At 64.6% G+C, this 15,519-nt stretch carries 14 protein-coding genes and 1 pseudogene; 10 read left to right on the top strand and 5 right to left on the bottom strand.

The window, feature by feature from the left end:
* Positions 1-133: 133 nt before the first annotated feature.
* Together ACTGJ9_RS37515 and ACTGJ9_RS37510 are read right to left on the bottom strand one after the other, a co-directional pair.
* Positions 134-1,429, bottom strand: coding sequence for a hypothetical protein (locus ACTGJ9_RS37515; protein ID WP_456675115.1), 1,296 nt, complete (start codon positions 1,427-1,429; stop codon positions 134-136).
* A gap of 117 nt (positions 1,430-1,546) precedes the next feature.
* Complete coding sequence (locus ACTGJ9_RS37510) at positions 1,547-2,155, bottom strand: DUF1134 domain-containing protein (RefSeq protein WP_456675114.1); 609 nt, start codon at positions 2,153-2,155, stop codon at positions 1,547-1,549.
* A 141-nt stretch (positions 2,156-2,296) separates the two neighbouring features.
* Between ACTGJ9_RS37510 and ACTGJ9_RS37505 the strand changes: the two genes are divergently transcribed.
* On the top strand, positions 2,297-2,782 hold the full coding sequence (locus tag ACTGJ9_RS37505; RefSeq protein WP_456678751.1) for a YHS domain-containing (seleno)protein: 486 nt from the start codon (positions 2,297-2,299) through the stop codon (positions 2,780-2,782).
* Here ACTGJ9_RS37505 and ACTGJ9_RS37500 read toward each other — a convergent pair.
* Positions 2,772-3,602 carry a 3'(2'),5'-bisphosphate nucleotidase CysQ family protein gene (locus ACTGJ9_RS37500; RefSeq protein WP_456675113.1) on the bottom strand — a complete coding sequence of 277 codons (831 nt, stop codon included), beginning with the start codon at positions 3,600-3,602 and terminating at the stop codon, positions 2,772-2,774. The two genes, ACTGJ9_RS37505 and ACTGJ9_RS37500, sit on opposite strands and share 11 nt — an antisense overlap.
* Positions 3,603-3,806: 204 nt before the next feature.
* Between ACTGJ9_RS37500 and chpT the strand changes: the two genes are divergently transcribed.
* The 7 genes from chpT (at position 3,807) to ACTGJ9_RS37465 (ending at position 11,283) form a co-directional block, all read left to right on the top strand.
* A complete protein-coding gene (chpT, locus tag ACTGJ9_RS37495) occupies positions 3,807-4,460 on the top strand; it encodes a histidine phosphotransferase ChpT (RefSeq protein ID WP_456675112.1) in 654 nt (217 codons plus the stop codon).
* A gap of 196 nt (positions 4,461-4,656) precedes the next feature.
* Entirely contained in the window at positions 4,657-7,470 is a 2,814-nt protein-coding gene (locus ACTGJ9_RS37490; RefSeq protein ID WP_456675111.1) for a hybrid sensor histidine kinase/response regulator, read from the top strand.
* A 25-nt stretch (positions 7,471-7,495) separates the two neighbouring features.
* Complete coding sequence (locus tag ACTGJ9_RS37485; RefSeq protein ID WP_456675110.1) at positions 7,496-7,966, top strand: chemotaxis protein CheW; 471 nt, start codon at positions 7,496-7,498, stop codon at positions 7,964-7,966.
* A 73-nt stretch (positions 7,967-8,039) separates the two neighbouring features.
* The gene (locus ACTGJ9_RS37480; protein ID WP_007600538.1) at positions 8,040-8,405 is read left to right on the top strand and encodes a response regulator; all 366 of its coding nucleotides are present in this window, start codon (positions 8,040-8,042) and stop codon (positions 8,403-8,405) included.
* Between the two features lie 74 nt (positions 8,406-8,479).
* Positions 8,480-9,682: a protein-glutamate methylesterase/protein-glutamine glutaminase gene (locus tag ACTGJ9_RS37475; RefSeq protein WP_456675109.1), complete on the top strand. Its 1,203-nt coding sequence runs from the start codon at positions 8,480-8,482 to the stop codon at positions 9,680-9,682.
* On the top strand, positions 9,679-10,551 hold the full coding sequence (locus ACTGJ9_RS37470; protein WP_456675108.1) for a CheR family methyltransferase: 873 nt from the start codon (positions 9,679-9,681) through the stop codon (positions 10,549-10,551). The genes ACTGJ9_RS37475 and ACTGJ9_RS37470 overlap by 4 nt, the downstream gene beginning before the upstream one ends.
* A gap of 261 nt (positions 10,552-10,812) precedes the next feature.
* On the top strand, positions 10,813-11,283 hold the full coding sequence (locus ACTGJ9_RS37465) for a hypothetical protein (RefSeq protein WP_456675107.1): 471 nt from the start codon (positions 10,813-10,815) through the stop codon (positions 11,281-11,283).
* 56 nt (positions 11,284-11,339) lie between these two features.
* On the opposite strand, the pseudogene ACTGJ9_RS37460 reads toward ACTGJ9_RS37465, so the two are convergent.
* Both ACTGJ9_RS37460 and ACTGJ9_RS37455 read right to left on the bottom strand, forming a co-directional pair.
* Positions 11,340-12,521 (bottom strand): annotated as a pseudogene (locus ACTGJ9_RS37460) (glutathionylspermidine synthase family protein).
* A gap of 365 nt (positions 12,522-12,886) precedes the next feature.
* The gene (locus ACTGJ9_RS37455; protein ID WP_456675106.1) at positions 12,887-13,291 is read right to left on the bottom strand and encodes a DUF350 domain-containing protein; all 405 of its coding nucleotides are present in this window, start codon (positions 13,289-13,291) and stop codon (positions 12,887-12,889) included.
* A gap of 443 nt (positions 13,292-13,734) precedes the next feature.
* Between ACTGJ9_RS37455 and ACTGJ9_RS37450 the strand changes: the two genes are divergently transcribed.
* Together ACTGJ9_RS37450 and ACTGJ9_RS37445 are read left to right on the top strand one after the other, a co-directional pair.
* Entirely contained in the window at positions 13,735-14,892 is a 1,158-nt protein-coding gene (locus ACTGJ9_RS37450; RefSeq protein WP_456675105.1) for a CHAT domain-containing protein, read from the top strand.
* Positions 14,889-15,479 carry a tetratricopeptide repeat protein gene (locus tag ACTGJ9_RS37445; RefSeq protein ID WP_456675104.1) on the top strand — a complete coding sequence of 197 codons (591 nt, stop codon included), beginning with the start codon at positions 14,889-14,891 and terminating at the stop codon, positions 15,477-15,479. Before ACTGJ9_RS37450 ends, ACTGJ9_RS37445 begins: the two co-directional genes overlap by 4 nt.
* Positions 15,480-15,519: the final 40 nt, after the last annotated feature.

The raw sequence follows: 15,519 nt of genomic DNA, 5'->3' as shown, positions 1-15,519 counted from the left end.
TTGTCGGCCGGCCGGCGCATCGGAGCCCGCGATTTAGAAGTGCGGGCTAGAAGTGTCAAGTTTTCAGGCGGCTTGCGGCCTGAAAACCTTCCGCCGTGTCGCAATTCGGCGGCGAGGCCGGATTTCGGGCCGCTCAGGCGCCCTGCTGGCGGGCGCGGGAGGCGTGGGCCTGCAGCGCGCGGATGCGCTCGGCGAGCGTTCCGCCACCCTCGGGGGCGACTGCGGCCGCGCCATTGGTCGCGACGCCATTGGCCGGTCGCGGCGCCGGCTTCGGCGGCTGGCCGGCCTCGGCCGCCAGCAGCGCCTCGATCGGCGAGTTCGGGCCCTCGAGCTGCATCGCGAGGTTTGCCACCTCGGCGGCGATGTCGTTGATGCGCTCGCGCAGCAGCGCGTTCTCCATGCGCTCGGTCGCCCAGGAGCTCTCCGCCTGCTGGTGGATCGTATTGAGGTCGCGCTGAAGCTTGGCGCGCTCGTCGCGGGCGGTGCCGAGCTGCTCTTCCAGCGTGGCTTTTTCCGCGCGCATCGCCTCGAACGCAGCCGACGACTTGCCACCGCTCAACGCGGCGATCTCGGCGCGCAATTCCTTGATGGTGCGCTCGGAGCCCTCATTGCTCTGGCGGAGCTGGTTGTTCTCGTAGTCGCGCTCGGCAAGGAGCTTGCCTTGCGTAGCGAGGCGAGCTTCGAGATCGGCGACGCGGGCGGACAGCATCTCGGCCTCCTTCACCTGCACGATCAGCTGACGATCGAGCTCGGTGACGCGCTGGCTCAGATTCTCGACGCGGCCGCGCGCATCGCCGAGCTCGTGCGAGGCGGTCTCCGACTCGGCGCGCTCCTGCGCCAGCCGCGCCTGCGTGGCGGTGAATTCCTTCTCGGCATCGCCGACGCGGTTCTTCAATTCCTCGATCTGGGCGCGTACCACGACCAGCTCGACCTGGCGGCTCTCCGCCATCATCGAGCGGTCGGTGAGCTCCGAGTTGATCCTGGCGAGCTCGCCCTGCTTGTTGCTCAGCGCAATCTCGGCCTCGCGCAGCGCTTCGGTCTTGGCCTTGAACTCTTCCTCGGTCGCGCGGAGCTGCTCCTTGACCGCTTTTCCGCGCGCTTCCAGCGCGAAGATCGTGGCGTTCTTCTCGCCGAGCTCAATCTTCATACGGTTGATGGCGTCGCTCTTCTTGCCGAGCTCGGCGAGCTGGCTCGTGGTCTTGCTCTTGAGCTGATCGACGCTCATCTCCAGCCGGCGCGCCGACATCGCGAACTCGGCGCGGAGCTGGTCCTTGTCGGCCTGGATCTCCGCCATCGACAGCGGCGTGGCGGCCTCGAGCCGGCGCGTGGTCAGGCGCACCGCGCGGTTATGCACCAGCGGCACGATGGCAAGCCCGCACAGCATCGACAGCAGGAAACCGATCGCCAGATACATGATCGGTTCGACCATGGGGCACAACTCCCGGAAACAAGGAAAAATTTACCAAAGACAATGCATGGCGGCCCGGCAAAAAGCCAGCCCCGCCCTGTTGTTAACGTGAATCCGGAAACGGAGGCGAGGAGGGACCTAGAATGGGTTCCAGGTCGCCCGCGGCGTGTATTTGAGGTAGCCGATATTGGCGCCCAGGCGTAGCCCGAGGCCGGAGCGGATCGGCACCAGCACGATGTTGTTGGCGGTGAGCGCCGTCATGCCGAAGCCGCCGATGATGTAGGCCGAGCCATCGATGCCGCCGAAGCGCTGGTAGATCGCGTTGGTGGCGGGCAGATTATAGACCAGCGTCATGGTGCGCGCGCCGTCGCCGCCCCAGTCGAAGCCGAGCGACGGACCCTGCCAGTAGACGCGCAGGTCGCCGGCGTTCTTGGTGTAGAGCGTGCCTTCGCCGTAGCGCAGGCCGGCGACGAACGCGCCGGAGCCTTCCTCGCCCAGGATGTAGCCGTTCGGCAGGCCCCATTGGCTGACCGCCTTCTCGATAATCGAGGCGAGGCCGCGCGAGACGTTGCCGAAGAAGCGGTGGCCGGCGTTGACGAGTTCGTCCGGCCCATAGGTGTTGGGCGTCGGGGTCCGCTGCGGCGGCGGCATGTCCGGCGGCGGCGCGGCCGTCTGCGCGGAGGCCGGCACGATCCAGCCAGCCAGCGCTACGAGCGCCGCTGCGGCAAGGCGTGATGCGAAAATCATAAAAGAACCCCTGGTATCGATTCCGGTCCGCTTCCCTTAACCTGACGCCAACAGGCACTGTTCTAGGTTGCGGCGGATGTCCCCTCGACTCGGATGTTATCGGCAGCAACTATGACGGCACAACGGCAGGAAGATAGCCCTTTGCGCCCCGGAATTGCCTTGATCGGCCGTCTGGTCTGCCTGCTGGCGGGCATATGGCTCGCCTGCTCCGGTGTGCCGGTGCAGGCCGCCACCACCGAGCGGATCGTCGTCAATCGTTTCTCGGGCGTCGCCATCGAAGGCTTCGATCCCGTGGCCTATTTCGTCGATGGCCGCCCCGAGCGGGGCACGGTGGAATTCGAGGCCAACCTATGGGGCGCGGTCTGGCGCTTCCGGAACGAGGGCAACCGGGCCTCCTTCCTGGCTCATCCCGAAATCTACGGCCCGCAGTTCGGCGGCTACGATCCGGCCGATATTGCGCGCGGCGTGACCATCGCCGGCAATCCCCGCTTCTTCGTGATCTCGGCGCAACGGCTCTACCTGTTCAGCCGCGAAGCCAACCGCGACGCCTTCGCCGCCGATCCGGAACGCTTCCTGTACGAAGTCGGCAAGCGCTGGCCGGAGCTCCAGGACAAGCTCAGTCAATAGGCATGACCGCCCCGGCATCGCCCCAGGCGACGAACGCCGGGATGATAAAGCCGCTGTCGCCACGCTCGCCGAACCGGATCTCGCCGCCTTTGCCGTCGGTCACCTTGCCGCCGGCGGCGGTAACCACGGCGCAGCCCGCCCCGACGTCCCATTCCGAGGTCGGCCCGAAGCGGGGATAGATGTCGGCACTGCCCTCGGCGATCCGGCCGAATTTGACCGCCGAGCCACACGTCTTCCTGATGGCGTTGGGCCGGCTGTCGATGAAGGCTTCGCTTGTAGGGTCACCGTGCGAGCGACTCACCGCCGCGACCCAGGGCTCGCCGTGCCCGGGCAGTTTGCGGGTCCGGATCGGCTCGGCGGTGCCGATCCTGGTGCCGTCGAACGTCACGCGCTCGGCGCCTCGGCCGACGATGCCGCGCCAGAGCAGCCCGAGCGCGGGCGCGGCTACGATGCCGAGCAGCGGCACGCCCTCGGTCACGAGGGCGAGGTTGACGGTGAACTCGTCGCGCCCGGCGACGAACTCCTTGGTGCCGTCGAGCGGGTCGATCAGGAAGAAGCTGCCGCGAAACGGCGGCGAGGCGAGCTGGCATCGCTCCTCCGAGAGCGACGGCACATCGCTCGCAAGCCTGACCAGCCCCTCCGCAATGACCAGGTCGGCGGCGAGGTCGGCCTCGGTCACCGGCGAGCCGTCCTGCTTGCCGTCCACCCGCATCGCCGTGCGGTTGACCGCGAGGATCGCCTCGCCGGCCTGAACCACCAGCGCGGTCAGGGACTTCATCAGCCGGGATGCGGCCTCGCCGTCGATGATCCTCACCTGCATGCCTCATTCATTGGCAAATCTCGCATTGGCAAGTCTCGCATTGGCTAGTCTCGCCTCTCTTCACTTGATTCGCCTGCGTCCTTTATGGCCGCTTCGAACCTATCGCAAGCTAGCTGCCACGGGCTGGCGAATGTTAGAACCCGCAGGATCCGTCAAGCATGCGTGATTCGCCGCGTCCGCGCCGTGCAATTCCAGGAACCCTTTATGTCTGACGCTCCGTCATCCGGTACCGCTTCTGCTCCCGATATGCTCGAACTCGCGGCCCTGCTGTGCTCGCGGGTCTGTCATGATCTCATCAGCCCGGTCGGCGCCATCGTCAATGGGCTCGAGGTGCTCGACGACGATCCCAAGCCCGAGGACCGCGAATTCGCGCTCGACCTGATTCGCAAGAGTGCGAAGACGGCCTCCGCCCGCCTGCAATTCTGCCGCCTCGCTTTCGGTGCGGCAGGCTCCTCCGGCGCGCAGATCGACCTCGGCGATGCCCAGACCATGGCGCGCGGTCACATCGAGGACGGCAAGTGCACGATCACGTGGAATCTGCCGCGGCTGCTGCTGCCGAAGAATCGCGTCAAGCTCCTGCTCAATATGCTTGTCGTGTCGCAGCACACGATCCCGCGCGGTGGCACGCTGACAATCGATCCGATCGGCGAGGGCGAGACCATGAGCTTCCGCATCACCGCGGCCGGACACAATGCACGCCTGCCGCAGAACATCTCCGAGCTTCTGAGCGGAGAACGCGAGCCGTCTGCGGATGCGCACGCGATCCAGCCTTACTATACGCGGCTGTTGGCGCAGGCCTGCGGGCTCACCGTGACGCTCAAGCTTGAGGGCGAAGCCATCATCATTGCTGCTTCGTAAACGCACTCGTCGCGCTCAGACGTTAATCGAATCTTTACGAGGCGCTTTGGCTTGTCCGGAGCGCCTTATCTCTTTGTTGGTTCCGTTCTTTTGCACATACTCAACCAATATTAAACGCTTTGCGGTGAAGCTGGCCCCATTCTGAAGTGGCGCATCACAATTCGTGCGTGCCCTCCCTGTATGAAGGCCTGTTTTCATGGATGATCTGTTGCGGGAGTTTCTGACGGAGACCGGCGAGAGCCTGGACACCGTGGACAATCAGCTGGTGAAGTTCGAGCAGGAGCCGAACAACGCCAAGATCCTGGATAACATCTTCCGCCTGGTCCACACCATCAAGGGTACGTGCGGCTTCCTCGGACTGCCGCGGCTCGAAGCGCTGGCGCATGCCGGCGAGACGCTGATGGGCAAGTTCCGCGACGGCATGCCGGTGACGGGACCGGCCGTGACGCTGATCCTGTCCTCGATCGACCGCATCAAGGAGATCCTGGCCGGCCTGGAGGCAACCGAAGCCGAGCCCGAGGGCACCGACCGCGATCTCATCGACAAGCTGGAAGCGATGGTCGAGCAGGGCATGGCGGCCATGGCCGCCGGCGCTGCGGCTCCCGTTGCTGAAGCGCCGCCGCTGGTGCCGGACGTCCCGGCTGCCGCTGCGCCTGCTCCCGTAAAAGAGATGACCACAGGCGCGCTGATCGACCAGACCCTGGAGCGTCCGCTGCGTCCGGGTGAAGTCTCGCTCGACGAGCTCGAGCGCGCCTTCCGCGAGACCGCGATCGAAGCGCCGGCGCCTGTTATCGCGGTCAAGGCCGCGCCCGCGCCGGCCGAAGCGCCCGCCCCTGTTGCCGCCAAGGAAACTGTCAAGGACGCCGTCAAGGAAGCTGCGAAGCCCGCCAAGGAGAAGGCCGCGCCGAAGAAGTCGATGGCCGAGGAGGGCGCTGGCGAAGGCGACCGCATCGCCAACCAGTCGATCCGCGTCAACGTGGATACGCTGGAGCATCTGATGACCATGGTCTCCGAGCTGGTGCTGACCCGCAACCAGCTGCTGGAGATCTCAAGGCGCAACGAGGACACCGAGTTCAAGGTGCCGCTGCAGCGCCTCTCCAACGTCACCGCCGAGCTGCAGGAAGGCGTCATGAAGACGCGCATGCAGCCGATCGGCAATGCCTGGCAGAAGCTGCCCCGCATCGTCCGCGACCTCTCGAGCGAACTCGGCAAGCAGATCGAGCTGGAGATGCACGGCGCCGACACCGAGCTCGACCGCCAGGTGCTCGACCTGATCAAGGACCCGCTCACCCACATGGTGCGCAACTCCGCCGACCATGGCCTGGAGACCCCCGCCGAGCGGCTCGCCTCCGGCAAGGGCGAGCAGGGCACCATCCGGCTCTCCGCCTATCACGAGGGCGGCCACATCATCATCTGCATCGCCGACAACGGCCGCGGCCTCAACACCGAGAGGATCAAGGCCAAGGCCGTCTCCTCAGGTCTCGTCACCGAGGCCGAGCTGGAGAAGATGTCGGAAGCCCAGATCCACAAGTTCATCTTCGCCCCGGGCTTCTCGACCGCGGCCGCCATCACCTCGGTCTCCGGCCGCGGCGTCGGCATGGACGTGGTCCGCACCAATATCGACCAGATCGGCGGCACCATCGACATCAAGTCGGTCGCGGGCGAAGGCTCCTCCGTCACCATCAAGATCCCGCTGACGCTTGCGATCGTCTCGGCGCTGATCGTGGAGGCCGCCGGCGACCGCTTTGCGATCCCGCAGCTCTCGGTGGTCGAGCTGGTCCGCGCCCGCGCCAACTCGGAGCACCGCATCGAGCGCATCAAGGACACCGCGGTCCTGCGCCTGCGCAACAAGCTGTTGCCGCTGATCCATCTGAAGAAGCTGCTCAAGATCGACGATGGTGCCGCCAGCGATCCTGAGAACGGCTTCATCGTGGTCACGCAGGTCGGCAGCCAGACCTTCGGCATCGTCGTCGACGGCGTGTTCCACACCGAAGAGATCGTGGTGAAGCCGATGTCGACCAAGCTGCGTCACATCGACATGTTCTCGGGCAACACGATCCTGGGCGATGGCGCCGTCATCATGATCATCGACCCCAACGGCATTGCCAAGGCGCTCGGCGCCGCCGGCTCCTCGGCCCATGACATGGCCGATGACAATGGCGCGCACCACATCGGAAGCGGCGAGCAGACCACCTCGCTTTTGGTGTTCCGCGCCGGCTCGTCCCAGCCCAAGGCGGTCCCGCTCGGGCTCGTCACCCGCCTGGAGGAGCTCCCGGCCGACAAGATCGAGTTCAGTAACGGCCGCTACATGGTGCAGTACCGCGAGCAGCTGATGCCGCTCATCGCCATGGAGAGCGTCACTATTGCCAGCCAGGGCGCGCAGCCGATCCTGGTGTTCTCCGACGACGGCCGCTCCATGGGCCTCGTCGTCGACGAGATCATCGACATCGTCGAGGAACGGCTCAACATCGAGGTCGGCGGCTCCGCCTCCGGCATCCTGGGCTCGGCCGTGATCAAGGGCCAGGCCACCGAGGTGATCGACGTCGGTCACTTCCTGCCGATGGCATTCGCCGACTGGTTCACCCGCAAGGAGATGAAGCCGTCGATGCACTCGCAGTCGGTGCTGCTGGTCGACGACAGTGCGTTCTTCCGCAACATGCTGGCGCCGGTGCTGAAGGCGGCCGGCTACCGCGTCCGCACCGCGCCGACCGCGCAGGAGGGCCTGGCGGCGCTCCGCGCGCAGAGCTTCGACGTGGTGCTGACCGACATCGAGATGCCCGACATGAACGGGTTCGAGTTCGCCGAAACCATCCGCTCCGACAGCAATCTCGGCGCGATGCCGATCATCGGCCTCTCCGCCCTGGTGTCGCCGGCGGCGATCGAGCGCGGCCGTCAGGCCGGCTTCCACGACTATGTCGCCAAGTTCGACCGTCCCGGTCTGATCGCGGCGCTGAAGGAACAGACCGCGGGCGCCGCCGGCGCCTCCGAGCTGAGCCGGGCAGCGGCGTAAGGACCAGGGATCAGGAGAGACCGAGATGAGCAAGAAGACGCAAACGGGCGAAGGCGCCATGGTCGAATACGTCACCGCGATGATCGGCGGCCAGTTGTTCGGGCTGCCGATCTCCCGCGTCCAGGACGTGTTCATGCCCGAGCGCGTCACCCGCGTTCCGTTGTCCTCGCGCGAGATCGCGGGCGTGCTGAACCTGCGCGGCCGCATCGTCACCGTGGTCGACATGCGCGCCCGCCTCGGCCTGCCCAAGCCCGAGGACGGCAAGACCGCGATGGCGGTCGGGGTCGATTTGCGCGGTGAATCCTACGGCCTGCTGATCGACCAGATCGGCGAGGTGCTGCGCCTGCCTGAGGACGGCAAGGAAGACAACCCGGTCAACCTCGACCCCCGCATGGCCAAGCTCGCCGGCGGCGTCCACCGTCTCGACGGCCAGCTCATGGTCGTCCTCGACGTCGACCGCGTCCTCGAGCTCGCGCCCGAGATGATGGCGGCCTGATACGGCGGCATCACCGCCGACGTACCTGCAATTGGAAGTATCCCCGCAAAGGGGAACAGAAGCAGAGGTTCAGATGCGAACTTGTCTCGTCGTTGATGATTCCAGCGTCATCCGCAAGGTTGCGCGCCGGATCCTTGAAGGCCTCGACTTCCAGATTCTCGAAGCCGAGGACGGTGAGAAGGCGCTCGAGGCCTGCAAGCGCGGGCTGCCCGACGCCGTGCTGCTCGACTGGAACATGCCGGTCATGGATGGCTACGAATTCCTCGGCCATCTGCGCCGCATGCCGGGCGGCGACCAGCCCAAGGTGGTGTTCTGCACCACCGAGAACGACGTGGCCCATATTGCGCGCGCGCTGCACGCTGGTGCCAACGAGTACATCATGAAGCCATTCGACAAGGACATCGTGACGGCGAAGTTCCAGGAAGTCGGCTTGATCTGAGCGGACATCGGAGGCTGAACGGCTCCTTCGGCGTTTGTTTTCAACTAAACCGTTTCAGTCTGAGTTGGTGAGTAATGAGTGTTGCGTTCGCAGGTAATTCGGCCACGGGCACGTCGCGCGAAGCGGGACCACTGCGGGTGATGATCGTCGACGACTCCGTTGTCATTCGCGGTCTGATCTCGCGCTGGATCGGCGCCGAGCACGACATGGAGGTCGCGGCTTCGCTGCGCACCGGACTCGAGGCGGTCAACCAGCTCGAACGCATCAATCCCGACGTCGCGGTGCTCGACATCGAAATGCCCGAGCTCGACGGCATCTCGGCGCTGCCGCAACTGCTGGCCAAGAAGCGCGATCTGGTCATTATCATGGCCTCGACGCTGACCCGCCGCAACGCGGAGATCAGCTTCAAGGCGCTGTCGCTCGGCGCGGCCGACTACATTCCGAAGCCGGAATCAACGCGCGAGACCTCCGCCGCGGACATCTTCCATCACGATCTGATCCAGAAGATCCGTCACCTTGGCGCGCGGCTGCGCCGGAAACCTGCGGTCGCGAGTCCGCCGTTGGCTCCCGCGAGCCCTGCTGCCCCGGCTGCACGTGCACCGGCTGTCGCGCGACCCGCGGCGGCCGCACTGGCTCCGGCCGTGCATGCGCCGCCGTCAGGCTCGATCACCACGCGTCCGTTCTCGACCCAGGCGCCGAAGGTGCTGCTGATCGGCTCTTCGACCGGCGGACCGCAGGCGCTGATGGCGCTGGTCACCGAACTCGGCCCGGTGATCGACCGCGTTCCGGTGCTGATCACCCAGCACATGCCGCCAACCTTCACCACGATTCTCGCCGAGCACCTCGCGCGCTCCAGCCGCCGGCCGGCAGCGGAGGCGGTCGATGGCGAGCCGGTGAAGCCGGGGCGCATCTATCTCGCGCCCGGCGGCAAGCACATGCGCGTGGTGCGCAGCGGCGCTGAAGCTGCGATCGCGCTCGATGACGGTCCCGCGGTCAATTTCTGCAAGCCCGCGGTCGATCCGCTCTTCACTTCCGCCATCGACATCTGGCACGGCAACATCCTGTCCGTGATCCTGACGGGCATGGGCTCGGACGGCATGCGCGGCGGCAAGGACATCATCGCCGCCGGCGGCAGCGTGATCGCGCAGGATGAAGCCTCCAGCGTGGTGTGGGGCATGCCCGGTGCAGCTGCCCATGCCGGTATCTGCGCGGCGATCCTGCCGCTCAACCAGATCGGAGCCAAGGTCAACCGCCTGTTCGCGGGAGACCGCTCGTGACGCCTGCCGACTATGAATATCTGCGCAAGTTCCTGAAAGAGCGCTCCGGTCTCGATCTCTCGCCCGACAAGCAGTATCTGGTCGAGAGCCGGCTGCTGCCGCTGGCCCGCAAGGCGAGCCTGTCAGGCATCCCCGATCTCGTGCTCAAGATCAGGAGCGGCGATGGCCGGCTTGCGACCGATGTGGTCGAGGCCATGACCACCAACGAGACGTTCTTCTTCCGCGACAAGATCCCGTTCGATCATCTGCGCGACGGCATCATGCCTGGGCTGATCCAGGGGCGTGCCGCGCGCAAGTCGCTGCGCATCTGGTCGGCGGCTTCGTCGACGGGGCAGGAGCCCTATTCGATCGCGATGTGCCTGAAGGAGATGGGCGGTGCGCTCGCGGGCTGGCGCATCGAGATCGTCGCCACCGATCTGTCACAGGAGGTGCTGGAGAAATCCAGGGCCGGCATCTACAGCCAGTTCGAGGTGCAGCGCGGCCTGCCGATCCAGCTCCTGATGAAATACTTCACCCAGTCCAATGAAGTCTGGCAGCTCAATGCCGATGTTCGCGCGATGGTGCAGTTCCGCCAGCTCAATCTGTTGCAGGACTTCTCCCATCTCGGCACCTTCGACGTGATCTTCTGCCGCAACGTGCTGATCTATTTCGACCAGGACACCAAGGCCGTGATCTTCGAGCGGATGGCCAAGGTCCTGGAAGCGGACGGCACGCTGTTGCTCGGCGCCGCCGAATCCGTCGTCGGCATCACCGACGCGTTCCGTCCGATATCCGACCGTCGCGGCCTCTACCAGCTCAATCCGGCGCGCTCCGGCCGGGGGATGGGCGGACTGATGCCGCCGCCGCTGAAGGTCGCCGCCGCAAGGTGAACAGCCGAGCGATCTTCGATCTGAGAGAGCATTGTTGTTGCGGATGAGGGGCAGCACCTGACGGCATTCCTTCTCCGTCAATGGACGTGACGTTTCACCACTGCGGACTACTCAGCTACCGCGCGCGAGGTGAGCTCGCGCCGCGATGCAATGCGATCGTGAGCCTCACCAGCACCGGAGCGGCGTGCTATGCTGCCGCTGGTCCCGCCGGACTGAGACGGGATTTCATTCCATCATGAACTGTTTTGAGGAGGACATACCATGCGAATGTCTTACGCCTCTTATTTCCTGGTGGCGGCGCTTTCGTTGCCCGCGACGGCTCTCGCCGGCGAACAGGTGCTTGAATTCAAACTCGTCACCAAACCGGTAGACGTCAAGGTCAGTGAGGTCGCGAACGTCGAAGGTCAGACGGTTATGTCCGGCAAGATGTTCGGCGTTGCCTTTTTCAAGGACGGTCGCATTGCCGTGAAGGACTTCGTCAATTCCTCCGACTTGCTCAAGGGTTCAGGACCCATCTTCGGCTACAGTACCTACACGTTCGACGACGGGTCCTCGATCACGGCGCGCTACGTCGGTGCGGTCAAGGACGGCAAGGCAAAGGGCGAATATACCATCCTGTCGGGCGCCGGGGCGTACGCCAACGCGACGGGCACAGGCGGCTTCGAAAGTGTGCAAAGCGGGTTCAAGGGCGCAGCCCTGTACGACGGCAGGTTCATCGTCAAGACACCCTAAGTCTAGCGCACGAACCTCCACGCTCGCGTCCTTTCCGACGAGGTCGCGAGCGCATTTCACAAGATCGCATGCGGCAGAAACCGCGAGCTGTTGCCCGTGATCGGGCTCTCGTCTTCGCGGATCGAAAGCCCGCAGGGCTCGTGGTTGACCAGCCAGCTTCCCACCACCGGATAGACGCCTGAAAAGTTCGGCAGAGCTGAGAGCGCCTGGCGCACGAAGCCTTCGGCGCCGTAGGGCCGGCGTGCTCATCGCGTGATATCCCGCCCGCTACCAGCGTGACATTGGCGCCTTCGCGCGACAGCAGCGGCTTGCGGATGTAGGAGCTGCCGAGCCCGGCCGCGCACGGATCGTCCTCGAAGAAGGCCGGCAGCAGATTGGGATGGTTCGGAAACATCGCCCAGAGTAGCGGCAGGATGCCCTTGTTGGAGAGCACCGCCTTCCATGGCGGCTCGATCCAGCGCGTCGGAGCGCCGGCGAGCTTTGCACCGAAGGCGTCGTGGAACATCCATTCCCAGGGGTAGAGCTTGAAGACAAGCTCGATGTCGCGCTCGTCGAGATCGACGAAGCCGCCGGCCTCGTCGCGCCAGCCGATCTCCTCGATGTCGAGCCGCGTGGTCGAGAGGCCCGCCTAGCGCGCGGTATCTTCGAGATAAGCGAGCGTGCCCGCGTCTTCTTCGCTGCCACTCGCGCCTGCGAGATGCAGATGACCGCCCGCGCCGATCGCTTTCCACGCCTCGATAAGCCGCTCGTGAATGGAGTTGAATTGGTCGGCGCGCGCAGGGATGATGCGCTCGATCCCCTGCTCAAGCCAGGTCCACTGAAACACCGCAGCCTCGAAAATCGAGGTCGGCGTGTCTGCATTGTATTCGAGCAGCTTTGCCGGACCGTCGCCGTCGAATTTCAGGTCGAGCCGGCCGTAGAGGCTGCGGTTGTCTCGCTCCCAGCTTTGCGCGATCAGATCCCAAAACGCCTCCGGAATTTTGAGCCGCCGCAAATGCCGTTCGTCGCCGATCACGCGACCGGCGAGCTCCAGGCACATCGCATCGATCTCGCCGGTCGGCGTTTCGATACAACGCTCGATCTCGTCGAGCGTAAACGCATAATAGGCGCGCTCGTCCCAATAGCGCTCGCCCGTCGATGGTGTGGAGCGCGAAGCCGCATTGCTCGGCGGTCTGTTGCCAGTCGTCGCGCTCGGGACAAAGGAGCGTTGCATGTGTCAGCCGCCGCCGAGAAGCCATGCGCAAACGAGCCGAAGCCGCCTCGCGTGACGCCACCGGAGCCGGAATCGGACGACGTCCCCGACGAGGAATGGCTTGAGGAATCGCTGCTGTAGAAACCCGAACGCGAGGACCAATGGGAGGTGCCGCCTGACGAGCTGCTGCTGCAGTTCGTCGTCTGCACCGCGGCCGCCCCGGGGACTGTCGCCCCGGGAGGAGAGGGGTTGCAGCTTCGGTGCGGCATCAGCGTGTAAGCCGTGGTGCCGACCGCGATCGTCCCCATTACCAGCAGCGCGACGTGGCCCGAGCGTTTCACCGGCTCGCGCGGCGCCGGCGGCACGGGCCCGCGCTTGCCGAAATCCTTGATAGGGGGCTTCGTTGCCATGTCAATAGATCATGCAGGCGGCGTTCAGGAGGCCCGCGGCGAGCGAGGACAGGCCGAGCCAGATTGCAGGCGCCAGCTCGCCGGCGGCGATCCGCCCCGACAGGTTCGGCACCGGGATTTTCACGATGTAAAACACGGCGACCTGCACGATCAGCGCGATCGCAGACCAGATCAGGCAGTCCAGCACGTTGGCCGAATGCGCGATCGCGCTGAACAGTGGCGCCACGAAGCCGAGCAGGCTGAGGCCGAGCGCAATCGCAGCCGCTGGATCGTTGTCGCGGATCAGCTGAAACTCGTTATGCGGCGTGATCCGCGTGTAGGCGAAGAGATATGCCACTATCGCGATCAGCCCGGTGCCGAAATAGACCAGGAAGGCGGGCAGGCCGGCGAGCGATTGCAGGATCATGGGGAGGTCCAACGTTGGCGCCGCGAATTCTGGCACGATCGCTTAGTCGCCGTATCGGCCGAACAGGTTCGATCCCAGAAACAAGCCTGCTCTGCGGTGCGTCCCGGCACTGCACAATATGTCGGGCCGGATGAGACATGGTTCACAAATGCGTCTCAAGGTTGCATGCGATAGTCTTGCATTGATGTTGCCGTCGTCCTGGAGGAGCGCACGAGGTGCGCCCTCGACAAGACCAGGTCTCCGGCTCATGCACTGGTTTAGATGATTTCGATGCGCGTGGAGATACCCGTTGGATTGCGAGGCGGGTCGCCCCCGAATTTTAAACACGTGTTGCTCAAATAGTCTTGGCCGAGTGAGGCTGTCATGCCCGGTGCCGAATATCTGGAACTCGAGATTGGCTCAGATCTTCCGGTAGGGGCGGCCCGCAGCAGTATTACGGCAAGGTGGTCAAGTCACCGGTCGGCGAAGCGCCGAAGAGCCGGTTGAAGTTCTGGTTCAGCGACCCCGGCGTGCTGGCAAAACTCCGCGGAGAGCTCGAAAACGCGGTTCTGGAAATCGACGACAAAGGTCATTCGGGGCTCGCGACGCGCGGTGAGCAGGTGTTGCGGGACTTCGGGCGTGGCGTTTTCCGGAGCGTCTTCACCGAAGTTCCCTCGATTCTGAATATCTACCAGCAGAGCAAGGGCAAGTCCGACGACTTCCGGATCAAGCTGCGCATCGAGGCCGCGGAGCTTGCGGGGCTGCCATGGGAATATCTCTTCGACGAAAATGACCAGCCCGGCTTCGTGAGTCTCTCGCGGCCAATCGTACGACATCTCGACACGGTGGGCGCCGTGGCACGAATGGGCGTCAAGGGTCCGCTGCGTATTCTCGGCATGATCTCCGACCCTTCGAGCGGTGAGTGGCCCAAGCTCAACGTGGCCAAGGAACGCGAACGCATCAACAGGGGCATCGACGCCCTTCAGCACGCAGGTCGGGTGGATTTCCAGTGGGTCCCCGGTGGGTCGGGAAAGGACCTGATGAAGAAGCTCATGGAAGGAGCCTGGCACGTCTTCCATTTCATTGGGCACGGCGGGGTCGAGGACGAGATTCCGGGCGGCGACGCTGACGGCTTCAATGAGCGCGGCTTCATCGTCATGGTCGACGAGGACGGCAAGCCGGTCAAACGGTTCGCCTCGGATCTGGCGACGATGCTGACCGGCGCGCGCAAGAGCCTTCGGCTGATCGTTCTCAATTGCTGCGAGAGCGCCAGGATCAATGTCGGCGACCGGTTCGGAAATCCGGCGATCGGGTTGATGAAGACGGGATGGCTGCCCGCGGTGATCGCGATGCAATTTCCCGTTACCGACGGCGCCGCGATCTCGATGTCGGAAGGATTTTATGAGGCGCTGTCCAAGAACCAGCCGATCGACGATGCGGTGACGCTCGCGCGCAAGTTCATCCAGCAGAAGTCGCGGGTCGAGTGGGGAATTCCGGTTCTCTACATGCGATCGTCCGACGGCAGGATATTCGATGTCGAAAGTCCCCAACCGCCGCCGGCCGCGCCGACAAGGCGCGATTCTCGCGGGAGGAGCTTCAGAAGCGGCGCGATGAGTTCATGATTGCGCTCGCTGCCTCGCCGCGCACGGTCGCCGCCCTGGAGGAATTGACCCGGCGCGGTACCGAACTGCACACGCTGCTGAAAGACGATGGCGAACTCTCGGCTCGCCTGGCCAAGGTGTACTTTGATCTTGGGACGCTGCAACACAGGCAAAAGCTGATCAAGGAAGCTGCCGCGAGCTTCGCCTATATGCTGGAGCTGGACCCCGCCAAAGCGGAGTACCGCGTGCGTCGCGCCAATTTCAACGCGACCATGGGTCTTTACGAAAATGCGCTGACCGACATCAACGAGGCCATCAAGCTCCAACCGGAGAATCCCGAATTCTACTGGATCAAAGGCATCATCAGCATGATGGCGGCAGGGACCGACGACAAGGGCGGTTATCTCGAGGAAGCGATCAAGGCATTCGGCGTTGCCATCGCGAGGAACGAGAACGAGCCCAAATATCTGGCGTCCCGTGCCAACGCGTACGCGCAGTCAAAGGATGTGGCGAAGGCGCTGAACGACATGGATAGTGCAATTGCGCTGGCGCCGGACAACGCCGATTTTGCGGGGCAGAGGACCAGGATCGAAAGCCTGGCCACGTGAGCTGGACTGAACGGAGACGGCTGGGCCGCGATGTCCGGCA

It is taken from the genome of Bradyrhizobium sp. RDM12, from assembly GCF_051917485.1.
Lineage (GTDB): Bacteria > Pseudomonadota > Alphaproteobacteria > Rhizobiales > Xanthobacteraceae > Bradyrhizobium.
The sequence above is the reverse complement of the archived record's forward strand: the minus strand, read 5'-3'. Positions and strand labels throughout refer to the sequence as shown.